The organism is Vibrio sp. 11-4(1), assembly GCF_013048625.1.
Taxonomy (GTDB): Bacteria; Pseudomonadota; Gammaproteobacteria; order Enterobacterales; family Vibrionaceae; genus Vibrio; species Vibrio diabolicus.
In genome coordinates, this window is the sequence record NZ_VHSY01000007.1 from 286,170 (window position 1) to 299,761 (window position 13,592).

At 43.8% G+C, this 13,592-nt stretch carries 11 protein-coding genes; 2 read left to right on the plus strand and 9 right to left on the minus strand.

All coding sequences use genetic code 11. From position 1 onward, the window contains the following. Positions 1-39: 39 nt before the first annotated feature. Positions 40-1,617: a membrane-bound lytic murein transglycosylase MltF gene (mltF, locus tag FKN16_RS16255; protein ID WP_065645113.1), complete on the plus strand. Its 1,578-nt coding sequence runs from the start codon at positions 40-42 to the stop codon at positions 1,615-1,617. A gap of 586 nt (positions 1,618-2,203) precedes the next feature. Here mltF and tadA read toward each other — a convergent pair. The 6 genes from tadA to FKN16_RS16285 all read right to left on the minus strand — a co-directional run bounded on the left by tadA (position 2,204) and on the right by FKN16_RS16285 (position 7,707). Continuing rightward, entirely contained in the window at positions 2,204-2,752 is a 549-nt protein-coding gene (gene tadA / locus FKN16_RS16260) for a tRNA adenosine(34) deaminase TadA (protein ID WP_012842084.1), read from the minus strand. Between the two features lie 213 nt (positions 2,753-2,965). After that, positions 2,966-4,525 (minus strand): AbgT family transporter, encoded by a 1,560-nt coding sequence (locus FKN16_RS16265; RefSeq protein WP_170903093.1) that lies wholly within the window; start codon positions 4,523-4,525, stop codon positions 2,966-2,968. 394 nt (positions 4,526-4,919) lie between these two features. Then, positions 4,920-5,333: a prepilin-type N-terminal cleavage/methylation domain-containing protein gene (locus FKN16_RS16270; RefSeq protein WP_012842085.1), complete on the minus strand. Its 414-nt coding sequence runs from the start codon at positions 5,331-5,333 to the stop codon at positions 4,920-4,922. Next, the gene (locus tag FKN16_RS16275; RefSeq protein WP_170903094.1) at positions 5,323-6,633 is read right to left on the minus strand and encodes a hypothetical protein; all 1,311 of its coding nucleotides are present in this window, start codon (positions 6,631-6,633) and stop codon (positions 5,323-5,325) included. The genes FKN16_RS16270 and FKN16_RS16275 overlap by 11 nt, the downstream gene beginning before the upstream one ends. Next, complete coding sequence (locus tag FKN16_RS16280) at positions 6,630-7,220, minus strand: pilus assembly protein PilW (protein WP_017635697.1); 591 nt, start codon at positions 7,218-7,220, stop codon at positions 6,630-6,632. The genes FKN16_RS16275 and FKN16_RS16280 overlap by 4 nt, the downstream gene beginning before the upstream one ends. After that, positions 7,201-7,707 carry a GspH/FimT family pseudopilin gene (locus FKN16_RS16285; protein WP_017635698.1) on the minus strand — a complete coding sequence of 169 codons (507 nt, stop codon included), beginning with the start codon at positions 7,705-7,707 and terminating at the stop codon, positions 7,201-7,203. The genes FKN16_RS16280 and FKN16_RS16285 overlap by 20 nt, the downstream gene beginning before the upstream one ends. Before the next feature lie 103 nt (positions 7,708-7,810). Here FKN16_RS16285 and FKN16_RS16290 point away from each other — a divergent pair, with 103 nt between their 5' ends. Further along, positions 7,811-8,242 carry a type IV pilin protein gene (locus FKN16_RS16290; protein ID WP_054867884.1) on the plus strand — a complete coding sequence of 144 codons (432 nt, stop codon included), beginning with the start codon at positions 7,811-7,813 and terminating at the stop codon, positions 8,240-8,242. 68 nt (positions 8,243-8,310) lie between these two features. On the opposite strand, the gene dnaJ is transcribed toward FKN16_RS16290, so the two are convergent. The 3 genes from dnaJ to FKN16_RS16305 all read right to left on the minus strand — a co-directional run bounded on the left by dnaJ (position 8,311) and on the right by FKN16_RS16305 (position 13,200). Further along, entirely contained in the window at positions 8,311-9,459 is a 1,149-nt protein-coding gene (gene dnaJ / locus FKN16_RS16295) for a molecular chaperone DnaJ (protein WP_005391453.1), read from the minus strand. 204 nt (positions 9,460-9,663) lie between these two features. Next, positions 9,664-11,577: a molecular chaperone DnaK gene (gene dnaK / locus FKN16_RS16300; RefSeq protein WP_005391455.1), complete on the minus strand. Its 1,914-nt coding sequence runs from the start codon at positions 11,575-11,577 to the stop codon at positions 9,664-9,666. A 348-nt stretch (positions 11,578-11,925) separates the two neighbouring features. Continuing rightward, positions 11,926-13,200 (minus strand): dicarboxylate/amino acid:cation symporter, encoded by a 1,275-nt coding sequence (locus FKN16_RS16305; protein WP_012842090.1) that lies wholly within the window; start codon positions 13,198-13,200, stop codon positions 11,926-11,928. Between the last annotated feature and the right edge of the window lie 392 nt (positions 13,201-13,592).

Genomic DNA, 13,592 nt, shown 5'->3' on the forward strand with positions numbered 1-13,592 from the left:
TATAAAGGCAAATAGAAATTTCCTAAGATGTACCTATTAATGCAAATAAGCCAGCTCAACCGACTCAAGCGCAGCGCCCTAATTTTTGTTTCTGTGCTACTACTCTCTGCCTGCCAGATTGAGTCGGAACCCAAAAGTGAATTCGAAAAAATTCAGGAACGTGGCGTGCTTCGTGTTGGCACGCTAAACAATCAGCTTTCCTATTATATTGGTCCCGATGGTCCCGCTGGGTTGGATTACGAATTGGCGCGTCAGTTTGCGGAGCAGCTCGGCGTCAAGCTCGAGATTAAACCTGCCTTTCGCCAAGCCGAGCTTTTTCCTGCTCTTAAGAAAGGAGATATTGATCTCATCGCTACGGGCTTAAATCAAACGTCACAAGCGGTAAAACGCTTTAGACCGGGCCCTGCTTATTATTATGTAAGCCAACAAGTTGTGTATAAAAAGGGGCAACTTCGACCACGTGATATCGAACAGCTGATTGAATACCAAGCATCGAAAGACAGCGAATCTGACGAAGATACAAATGCAGGCGCGCAAACACTAAAGATCGTCGAACAATCACAATATGTTCCGACCCTAACCGCATTAAAGAAGAAATACCCAGAGCTGCAGTTTGAAATTGTTGGCGATGCTGACACGAGAGACTTACTTAAATACGTATCCACTGGTGAGTTGCGTTTTACTGTGACTGACTCTGTGGAGCTTTCCCTAGCTCAGCGCCTTTACCCCGATCTTGCGCTCGCGTTTGAACTTACAGAAGATCAACCAGTATCGTGGTTTACTCGACGCTCTGAAGACGAAAGTTTGTATGCGATGCTGATAGAGTTTTTCGGTAACATTAAACAATCAGGAGAACTGTCCACTCTCGAAGAGAAGTACATTGGTCATATTGAAGCATTTGACTACGTTGATACTCGCGCATTCATTCGAGCTCTGGATGACAAATTGCCTAAGTGGGCACCTTTATTCCAAAAGTACAGCGAAGAGTTCGACTGGCGCTTAATTGCAGCATTGGCGTATCAAGAATCACACTGGAAGCCAGCGGCAAAATCGCCAACAGGTGTTAGAGGGATGATGATGCTTACTCTGCCAACAGCGAAAAGCGTCGGGGTAACAAACCGTTTAGACCCTGAGCAATCTGTTCGTGGTGGTGTCGAGTACTTACGTCGCATTGTAGGTCGTGTGCCTGATAGCATCAACGAGCATGAAAAAATATGGTTTGCCCTGGCTTCATACAACATTGGCTACGGCCACATGATGGACGCACGACGACTTACTAAAGCGCAAGGTGGCGATCCAAACGCTTGGGCGGATGTAAAAGACAGATTGCCTTTACTGCGTCAGAAGCGTTACTACAGTCAAACTCGCTATGGGTACGCCAGAGGTGATGAAGCGCGTAATTACGTAGAAAATATTCGACGTTACTACCAATCCATCATTGGTCATGTCAGCCAACAACCAGCGATTGATGAGAATAGCGATGACTTACAAGTGATTCCGCCGCTCAACCCCGACATTTTGATATCAGGAGCAGTAGAGGTTGTCGTCGAGCAAGTCTCAGGTGCTTCTGACGTCTCGGTTGAAGAAGACGCCGAACAAGAAAGCCTTGAAGAATAGACCCACTGTAAACTAAAAAATGACGAGCCCATGAGCTCGTCATTTTTATTGAGTCCTAGCGAAAACTTATCTAGAATCCAAGACTCTGAGTGACACCAACCACACTCAACCATTCCTTTGGTTGGTCGCCTTTTTTTCACCGTTAGTTAAACTGATTGCTTTGTAACAGATTGCTTTGTAACCACATGGTTTAGCTCACTGATGAAGCGGCGCTATCGGCTACGCTCTGCCGAAATAACGTCACTCCTATTATTAAGCATCGTATTGAAATTATTTGCTGGCTCTGTGCAATGCAGGAGTCAAATGAAGAACGTTTAAACCATCAAATGTTTAGTGCGATTATCGAGCCTATTGTAAAGCATCGATGAACCGCTATTTACTGGTATAAGTCTTGTCTGCAGGAGGTTTTGAATATGAGAAGACGTAGAGTGCAGTCAAAGCGTTTAAATAACACAGTAGCTGCTATCCGACGTAAACGTAAACTGACATGTATGAAAAAGAAAGTAAGTTCACGTAATCGTGTTTTTGTACACTTAGTCAATCACTAGTACGTTCAGGCAAACATCTACCCGGTTGTAGATGTTTGCTAACTCTCACTATTTCCATAATTTTGTCCACTCTCTCCATTTTCTAATGCTTTTTGTGCTTGTTTCTTCGCTTTAATTTCCTTACGGCGACGCTTAAAAAACGCTTGTAGCTGAGTGCGGCACTCATCTTCTAGCAGCCCCTTTTCAACTAAGGCGTAATGGTAAGCGGCTTGGCTTTCAAACAAATTAAGCACTGTTCCTGCTGCTCCCGCTTTTAAGTCTGGCGCTCCAAAAACGACCCGCTTAACGCGGCTATGCAGTAAGGCTCCGGCACACATTGGACATGGCTCAAGTGTTACATACAAAGTCGTATCCAGAAGGCGGTAATTTTCTATCTTTTGGCCTGCTTTACGCAGTGTTTGAATCTCAGCATGTGCGGTAGCGTCATTAGTACCAATAGAGCGATTCCACCCCTCAGCGATAATTTCACCATCTTTGACAAGCACTGCGCCGACAGGTACTTCCCCCTCAGCTTCTGCTTGCTCAGCAAGCACCATCGCTCTGCGCATAAACAATTCATCTTGAGGGGTAAACGGATGGTTAGACAAAGGAGGCTCCAAAGAAACAAAAAACGATTGAAGTCAGGAATTTTATCACCAACTTCGGTTTCACTACAGCAACACATCACGAGACAAAGTTTGCAACTCCAAAAAACCTAGTTCCAAGACCTATCGATGTTCGTTTTGCGAGAACAAAAAAGCGCAGATCGAAGACCTGCGCTTTTTGGCTGCCAATTAGCGGCTTTCACACCCTACACGTTTTTACATTGTGTAAGTGTAAGGAGCTTGAATGCCTAGCGGGATACCTACCATCCAATAAGCAACTAGGAAGATAGACCAACCGATCAGCATTGCAATCGAGAATGGCATCATTAGTGACGCAAGCGTACCGATACCAGCCGACTTCACATAACGCTGACAGTAAACCACTACAAGAGGGAAAAATACCATTAGAGGCGAAATGATGTTCGATACAGAGTCACCCACACGGTAAGCCGCTTGAGATAGCTCAGGCGAGATACCAACCGCCATTAGCATTGGCACTAGGATTGGACCAATTAAAGCCCATTTTGCCGATGCCGAACCAATAAGTAGGTTTACAGACGCGGTTAGAAGGATCATACCGATGATGGTCACTTCACCTGGTAGGTTCATCGCTTTTAAGCCTTCTGCGCCATACAACGCTAGCATCGTACCGATGTTTGACTGAGCAAATGCAGATAAGAACTGAGCACAGAAGAACGACATAACAATGTATGCGCCCATGGTCGACATGGTATCAGCCATCGCTTTGATAATGTCGTTGCTGGTCTTGAACGTACCTGACACTTTACCGTAAACGTAACCAGGAATGATAAACAGAATAAAGATCAGCGGAACGATAGACTTCATGATCGGTGCTGAGAAGGCCGTAATTTCACCTTCAGGCGAGCGTAGCGCTGATGTTTCTGGAATTAATGCTGCAACAAGTAAGACAATACCCGCCATCATTGCCCAACCAGCATAACGAAATGCTTTTGATTCCAGTTCAGTAAATGAGCCTAGGTTTGGCGCAGTTTCCGCATCGTCATCAATTGGCATTTTTGACAAACGAGGCTCAATGATTTTTTCTGTCACGTACCAACCAATCGCTACAATAATGATGGAAGATAGGCCAGTAAAGAAGATGTTCGCTAATGGGTTAACCACGTATTCAGGATCAAGAACCTGCGCCGCGGTTTGCGTAAAGCCTGCAAGTAGTGGATCGATACCAGAAGGGATAAAGTTTGCAGAGAAGCCACCAGATACACCTGCAAATGCTGCCGCAATACCCGCTAGAGGGTGACGACCTGCCGCATGGAAGATAATACCGCCCAGAGGAATAACCAGAACATAGCCTGCATCTGCCGCAGTATGCGACACAATAGCAACCAAAATCAGCATTGGAGTAAGAAGCTTAGCTGGCGTGAAGTTCAACATCTTCTTAAGACCCGTCGTAATAAAGCCCGAAGAATCTGCAACACCCACACCTAGCATTGCGACAAGTACGATACCCAGTGGCGCAAAACCTGTAAAGGTAGTCACCATGTTCGCAAGGAAACTTGCTAGCGCTTCGCCCGTAAGTAAGTTGGTGATAGTAAGAGCTTCGCCCGTTCGAGGGTTTGGAAGATCGAATGATACATTCGACAAAAGTGCTGACGCCGCCCAAGTAATGATCAATGCCCAGAAGAACAAAATCGCAGGATCAGGAATTTTGTTACCTGTCCTCTCGATAAAGTTTAAAAAGCGCTCCATCCCGCTCGGCTTCGATGATGGTGCCTTATTTACAGCTTGGTTACTCATGGTAACTCCATAGTGAATGATGTTGGTGCCAAGGCCTATTTGAGTAATTATGACGGCCTACTATCCAACGAGTATTCTAGTAAACACTAATGGAGAAAGCACAAGGTTCTATATTTTTTTTCATAATTGGAGACATATTTTGCAAAAAGACAAAACCAAAGATACAAGCCTGAAACATTATGGAAAAATCAACATATACATTTAGTAAACGAGCTGGCAAAAACAGAGGTTGCATAGAGCGATGAATAGATAGTTTTAAGAAAAGAAACTATACGTGATGAGAAGCAAGAAATAATTCTCTTCAATATAAAAAGGGTAACGCGGACAGTGAACACCTTATCCAGAACTCCAATCGGTTTTGATTGAATCGGCGTAAAACAGGAACCTAGACTATTTAATCAAATTCGCTATGTTTAGAGATCATGGTTTTCAGCTCTACCGATTGTATTTTACCGTGGCGATCTTGCCATAGAGCTTCCATATGTATCGTTTTAAGTGCGCCCGACAGAGTTGCCGTTGGCACAGACCAAGATAAAGTATACAAGGGGTGCGTAGTATCTTCCCCAGAGACAATATTTGTATCAAAATTAGCGGCGGGCATCGAGGGGACTGCAGAAAGAGCCCCACGCGTACGAAACCACTCTAATTTCTGCTCAGCAAGATTTAGCGCTTCAATGCTATGCATCGCGTAATCTGCCCGCAGCTCAATGTAAGCTTGCAACTTAACCAATCCAAGAGCACCGACACCAATTAAAATAAAAGAAATCATTATTTCAATTAAACTAAAACCATGTTGTTTACTTGGCATTCCAACTTCCCTCTTGCCAACGAACATCATTTCTCCTTGTTGTAGGTCTTTTGCTGGAATCAAATAGTAACTCCATTGAGCCCGCAATTGAGGTTTTTAACCCATCAGTATCAAAACCATAACCACCCGTTGCGTGAAATGCCCCTGCATCAACATAAACAGTTTGTGTAAGATCAGTATATTGTTTACCAATGGTAAAATTAGTCGGTGAGCCATCAGCATGCGAGAACAAACTTTCCCAATAGCTTTTTAACTCATCAGGAGCAAACTGTGGTTTAGTTTTATCGACTAAATGAAAAAGCGAACCCTGAAATGTTGTTGAACCAGTATTGATAAAAATACCATCTTGAATAACTAACGTATATTTCTCATGGTTGCCTTGAAGTGCTAAATTCCCGTGAATGGCGCAGTCACCAGTAATCCAAACCTTATCTACTTCCTTAAAAGCATTTTCGATAGCTGATTTACACTGTGTCGCATTTGACAAATTGATTTTCCCAGCTTTCGGAAATGAAGCTTTGACTTTATCAATATTTTCCGGTGTTTTTTTGTAATCAAAAAAGGTTTGGAATGGATCGACTTCAGAGTCATAAACAAAATCGCCTTTTAGCTGCGGATCAGAAGTTTCAGGTTTATTAGTTTTCGTAATTGCATTCCCAGCTTTTACTGTAACATTGGTTGTCGTTGCAGCGGTACACCCTCCAGCAGGAGAACCATCATATAAGCTATTCGCTCTTATTGATGCAGTGTTATATTTTGATCCTGTGCTTCCGCCTTCCATGGTATAACTATACCGATAAGTCAGTGATATGCATTCATACAGATTGTCAGAATTAAGATCACCTTTCGCATCTGGATGAACCTTTAAATCACCATAAGTAGTTAACTTGGATGTGGTTTGTATCGCTCCTTTTCCACGATTACTTAGTGTACTGAAAGTTTTATTGAGCTGGGCCCAACCATTGTGAGATATAGAATTAATACGATAGACTCCTGCCCCTATATCAGTAACGTTCAGCTGGCTAAGGTTTAATTCCCTCTTACATAAGGTATTTAAATTATTGTGATTAATTGGGATGAGCTCGTTCACTATGGATACATCATCTGTGACATAAGCAAATAGACACTCAAGCCCTCCTTCCGCTTCCCAGTGCTGTTGCCGAGAACTAACTTCATTCTGCGCACGCTTAATTTGATAAAATAGATTCTTATATGAGCCTAACGTCACAACCAAAGCGACAGAGAGCAGTATGGAAGTAATAAGTAACGTGGCCACTCCTTGTTGATGCTTACGTATCATTGCCAATTCCTTTGCTGAACTTGTAATAAAATGGCGTGAGAAATTGCCGGATCATTTTTTAATTCAGCGGCCATTGAAATAGAAATAAACGCACTCTCTATTGACGAACCTGATAGTAATGTTCGACTAACACCAAATTGAGTTACTTTAATTTGCTTAGGATCAAAAAGATCAAAACATCCACTAGCAGCAGACACGACACTTAAAGGTGATGGTGAATCATCCTGGCAATATTCCAACATATTATCCTTTAACCGATATATCGTATTACTCACAGAGCTTGCTGTGTTTCGATAAACATAACCGATTTTTTCGGATTGTTGATATAGAACGCTAGGAGAACCGGAAAGCATCATTGATTTTGTCGTAATACCATCAAACCCTGCTCGCTGAATATCCTCTTTCACTTGTTGAATTACACTACTCATCTGCTGAAGTAGCATTATTTCCTTGCTTCGCTGCACAGCTGTTTTTTGGTTAGAAAGAAACACTGCGCCAACAATGCCCAAAGCGACAAGTCCTAACAACGCAGCAATCATAAACTCAACAAGTGTACTACCCTGCTGTTTAGCATTGTTCAAAGCCATATTTTGCCTTATTCATAGCGCACACTTTTACTCGCCCTGCTCCGTTATGAACAGTTACTTTTATCGGACTGGTATCCGCTTGAGATTTCTTCAGGTGAATACTTCCCGCATTTTTGGGATTCCCCATAACACGATCAAACTTGACGCTAGTTATATTACTCGACACCACCAGACCCCGATATAGATGACCTTGCAGCTCAGCAACAGTATTCATTGAAGTAATGTCAGTGACATTCGATACACTCGAGAGTGTGAGCTTCCAGCTTCCGGTGGATGAAGGCAAGCCTTGAATATGAACCCAAAAATCTTGATTTCTCATCACCGATTCCGATTTCGCTTGGATCAAAAAACCCTGTAATTCGTTGGCTAAATTCACTATTTTCATGTGTTGGCTAACTTTTGAAAAACTTGGGGCGACAAAAAGTAGTAGTACTGACAAGACAGCAACAGTAATAAGAAGCTCCAACAACGTAAACCCGCGAGGCATTTCCCAAATTCCTATGTAAACGGCAAAAGGGCCGTAATTCATCTTGCACAGATGCTATCACCTGCCAAAAATAGGCGGAAAAGTGAAAAGGAAACTACTCGTGATGATTCGAATTTCTCGCTGTAACAGCTACAAAAAAAGATTGGGAGGGATGACATTGATCGAATTACTGATAGCCGTAGTGATTGTCGGGATCATTGCGGCTGTCGCCTACCCTTCTTACACCAATCATGTGCTCAAGTCTCATAGGACGGTTGCCTTGAGCGATCTTAGTCGAATTCAGCTAGAGCTAGAGACATCTTATGATGGTGGGTACGACTGGAGTCATATTATCTCTGGAGGCACATGCACTCTATGCGATTCAGACACAGATAGATTTTCTTTCAATATTGCGAGCTCTGCAAGTACGGCCTATACCATTACAGCAACAGCAAAATCGGCTCTGGGACAAGACGACGACGAGTGCTTGACTGGCGCTAAAACGATTACTTTAACGTCAACAAATGTCGAAGAACCAAGTGATTGCTGGAATTAGAAGAACACCGAGATGCAAAAAGGCCTGCATTTTAGCAGGCCTTTGTATTTGTGCTTTTCACTAACGTCTTAGCTGGTTAAATCATCAAAGAACTTTTTCACACCGTTGAAAAAACCTTCTGATTTAGGCTTGTGCTTTGTCGCCGCTTCACCACCACAAGACTCTTCAAACTCTTTAAGCAGCTCTTTTTGGCGTGAGCTTAGGTTTACTGGTGTTTCAACAACCAACTTAACAATCAAGTCACCGATACCGCCACCGCGGACGCCTTTCACACCTTTACCACGCATGCGGAACATACGACCTGTTTGCGTTTCTGAAGGCACTTTTAGGCTTACGCGACCATCTAGAGTTGGTACCTCAACTTCACCACCTAGAGCCGCCATCGCAAAGCTTACAGGCACTTCACAGTATAGGTTGTTACCATCACGTTCGAAGATATGGTGCTCTTTCACGTGCACTTGTACATACAAGTCACCCGCTGGAGCTCCCATCTCTCCCGCTTCACCTTCGCCAGATAGACGAATACGGTCGCCAGTATCAACACCTGCAGGGATCTTAACGTTAAGTGTTTTGGTTTTCTGTTTACGACCTTGACCATGACACTCATTACAAGGGTCTTTAATGATCTTGCCTTTACCGTGACAGGTTGGACAGGTTTGTTGCACTGCGAAGAAGCCTTGGCGCATCTGTACTTGACCATGACCATGACAGGTACCACATGTTTCAGCAGATGAGCCTTTCTTCGCGCCACTACCATCACAGGTATCACAGTGTACGAGTGTTGGTACTTCGATCTCTTTCGTTACACCACGAACCGCCTCTTCTAGCGTCAGTTCCATGTTGTAACGTAAGTCCGCACCACGTTGAGCACGGTGACCACCACCGCCACGACGACCACCACCAAAAATGTCGCCGAATACATCGCCAAAGATGTCGCCGAAATCAGCACCGCCGCCACCAAAGCCGCCGCCACCGAAACCACCGCCGCCTTGTTCAAAAGCAGCATGACCGTACTGGTCGTACGCCGCTTTCTTTTGAGGGTCGGTCAGAACTTCGTACGCTTCTTTTACTTCTTTAAACTTGTCCGCCGCAGACTCATCACCCTGGTTTCGGTCTGGGTGGAATTTCATCGCTAGACGCTTGTACGCCTTTTTGATATCGCGCTCTGAGGCATCACGGCTTACGCCTAATACTTCGTAAAAATCACGTTTTGACATGTTCTTCGTCACCAGTTAATTACTACAAACGGCATCGATTCACCGCTTGGTGTTTGTATCGTTCTAGGTAAGTGCACTTATCCGCAACATACTTAACTAGAAAGACAGCGTTTACAAACAGGCGGGCGTAAGAGTTGCCCCAAACGCCCGCACACGAAGTCTTATCGACCCCAGATGGCTTTGCAGCCATCTGGTTAAGAAATATTATTTCTTGTCGTCTTTAACTTCTTCGAACTCAGCATCTACAACGTCGTCTTCTTTAGACTGTGCATCGGCGTCAGCACCTTGTGCTTGCTGCGCTTGAGCTTGTTGTTGAGCGATTTCCATCAGCTTTTGAGAAGCTGTCATTAGTGCTTGAACTTTAGCATCGATAGCTTCTTTGTCTTCGCCTTTGCGCGCTGTTTCTAGCTCAGAAATTGCTGCTTCAATCTTCTCTTTCTCTTCTGCAGGTAGTGCTTCACCAGCTTCTTCTACTTGCTTACGAGTACCGTGAATCATTTGGTCAGCTTGGTTACGTGCAGTCGCTAGCTCTTCGAACTTTTTGTCCGCTTCTTTGTTAGCTTCTGCTTCTTGAACCATTTTCTCGATGTCTTCATCGCTTAGACCGCCAGAAGCTTGGATAGTGATCTTCTGCTCTTTACCAGTCTGCTTGTCTTTCGCTGACACGTGTAGGATACCGTCCGCATCAAGGTCAAAAGTAACCTCGATTTGTGGCATACCACGTGGTGCAGGCTGGATGCCTTCTAGGTTGAATTGACCTAGAGACTTGTTGTACATCGCTTGCTTACGCTCACCTTGTAGAACGTGGATAGTAACCGCGCTCTGGTTGTCTTCCGCTGTAGAGAAAACTTGGTTCGCTTTAGTTGGGATAGTTGTGTTCTTCTCAACTAACTTAGTCATTACGCCACCCATTGTCTCGATACCTAGAGACAGTGGAGTTACGTCTAGTAGTAGTACGTCTTTAACGTCACCAGCAAGTACACCACCTTGAACTGCAGCACCCATTGCTACTGCTTCGTCAGGGTTTACGTCACGGCGCGCTTCTTTACCAAAGAACTCAGCAACTTTCGCTTGAACCATTGGCATACGAGTCTGACCACCAACTAGGATTACGTCAGTGATGTCGTTTACTGATAGATCAGCGTCAGCTAGAGCTACTTTTAGTGGCTCAAGAGAGCGTTGTACTAGGTCTTCAACTAGAGATTCTAGTTTTGCACGAGTCACTTTGATGTTCATGTGCTTAGGACCTGTTGCATCTGCAGTAACGTAAGGTAGGTTTACGTCAGTTTGAGAAGTAGAAGAAAGCTCGATTTTCGCTTTTTCTGCTGCTTCTTTAACACGCTGCATTGCTAGTGGATCGTTCTTAAGATCGATACCTTGCTCTTTCTTAAACTCGTCTACTAAGTAGTTGATTAGGCGGTTATCAAAGTCTTCACCACCAAGGTGAGTATCACCGTTAGTCGCTAGAACTTCGAATGTTTTCTCGCCTTCAACTTCATCGATTTCGATGATAGAGATATCGAATGTACCACCACCAAGGTCGTATACCGCGATAGTGCGATCGCCGCCTTTCTTATCAAGACCGTAAGCTAGCGCTGCTGCTGTTGGTTCGTTGATGATACGTTTAACTTCTAGACCGGCGATACGGCCAGCATCTTTTGTAGCTTGACGCTGAGCATCGTTAAAGTAAGCAGGTACTGTGATAACTGCGCCAGTTACTTCCTCACCAAGGAAATCTTCAGCAGTTTTCTTCATTTTCTTAAGAACTTCAGCAGAAACCTGAGGAGCCGCCATTTTTTGGCCTTTTGCTTCTACCCAAGCGTCACCGTTGTCAGCCTTAACAATTTTGTAAGGCATGATTTGGATGTCACGCTGAACTTCTTCGTCTTCAAAACGACGACCGATTAGACGCTTAATTGCAAATAGCGTGTTTTCTGGGTTAGTTACTGCTTGACGTTTCGCAGGTTGACCTACTAGCGTCTCACCGTCAGTGTAAGCAATAACCGATGCAGTAGTACGTTCGCCCTCTGCGTTTTCAATTACACGTGGTTTGTCGCCGTCTAATACAGCAACACATGAGTTAGTAGTACCTAAGTCAATACCAATGATTTTACCCATCTGGCTATCTCCGAATAAATTCTATTTTCGTTTGGTTATAACCCCAATGTGGGGGGAGGAGAATCGGGTTTCAACCCTTGCTCACAAACAAAAATAATCAATGTTTGCTTCTCTATGCCACATAGATAAGGGCGGCAAAATGCTTTTCAAGGGCAGAATTAAAAAAAAGCGTCTTTTTTCGAAATTTATGTGTTTCTTTCTGATTAGTTGGGAACTCGTCACACTGCTGTAGCGCAACAAAACACCATTTCTCAGGTAAATGTATTTATGCCCGACTCTTCCTAAACAAAAAAACGAGCTCATAAGAGCTCGTTTCAATATTAGTGTTAAAATAAATGATTCAAGACATTAAGCGTTCGCTTGAGCAGGCTCAGCGTCAACGCCTTCTTCTTTACCAATCTCACCTTCTGTTTTTGCAACAATGGTGTTTACCGCCGTGTCGCCCACAACGTTTGAAGACGTACAGAACATATCATTAATACGGTCAACTGCAGCAATAATTGCCAAGCCTTCAGGTGGTAAACCTAGCTGGTGAAGCAAAACGCCTACCATTACCACGCCGCCCCCAGGAACGCCGCCAGCACCAATAGATAACAGAAGAATAGTTAAGCCAAGTGTGAAGATGTCTGCGGTGTTAATTGGCTGGCCAAAAGCGTTCGCAACAAACATCGTTGCTAGAGCAATATAGATAGACACACCAGACATATTCATCGTAGCGCCCAGTGGTACACCGAAGCCAGCAACCGATTTAGAGACCTGAAGCTTTTCTGTCAGTGTGCGCATCGTTACCGGGATAGTCGCGTTTGAGCTCGCGGTAGATAGAGAGAACAGAATCTGCTCACGAGTTGCGCGCAGGAAAGTCTTTGGAGAGGTCCCTGTCGCAAGACTTACTGCCATTGGATAGAAGAAGAAGATCCAGAACACCAACATCGCAACCACCAAGGCCACATAACCAGCCACGGACATCAATGTATTGGCGTTTAGCGTTGCACCTAGTTGAATCATTAGCGCGAACACACCATATGGCGCAAGACTCATCACTAACCCAACCAGTTTCATCATGATTTCATTTGCCATTTTGAACGTGCGGATGGCAGGACCACCACGAGAATCCAAAGCTTGAATTGCAAGACCTGTCAGAATTGCCATGAAGATGATTTGCAGCATGTCGCCGTTAGCAAACGCTTGTACTGGGTTGCTAGGAACAATGTTAACAACTAGAGAGAAAATGTCCGGCGTTTCTGTCGTCGTCAGCTGTACGGCCTCAGATACCGTTCCTGCCAGATTAGCACCAGCTCCTGGCTGGAAAATCAAACCAACAGTCAAAGCCGCCGTAATCGCAATGATGGTGTTAAGAATGTAGAGGGTAAAAGTTTTTCCACCAAGACGACCAAATGCACTGATGTCTTTCAAGTCAACAATGCCGCATACGATTGAAACGTAAACTAAAGGAACAACAAGCAATTTGATCAGCGAGACAAACATGCCGCCAACGCCTTCTGCTGCTCCAAGTAGGTATGTATCAAAAATCGCAATACCGCTAAATAAGTACTGAATTGCAGTTCCCAGCACAAGGCCGGCAAACAAGCCTATAAAAATCTTACTAGAAAGCGATTTATCCATTATAAATCTCCGATATGTTGTGTTTGCTATTTACATCTTTGTAGTTATATATGCTTACTTTTAAAGCATTAGTCGCAAATCATACACACGAAGGTTACAAAATAAAGTGATAATTTACATTTTTGTTAACGGAATTGTTGTAGAAAAAATGACTATCTTTACATTCCTATGCAGGACAAACATTCACACAACGAATGATTACAATTACTTATAGCCCTCTTCGTTCATAAACACGCAGTGAGATGAGAAGAAATCTCCTATAGGAAAATAATTAACCAATAAGAAAAAACATGAAGGGGATCAAACTTCCATTTTATCGATATACAATGAAGCTCATTACAACAACTTACGTTTAAAACAAAAAAGCGCCCATCAAAAAATGATGGGCGCTT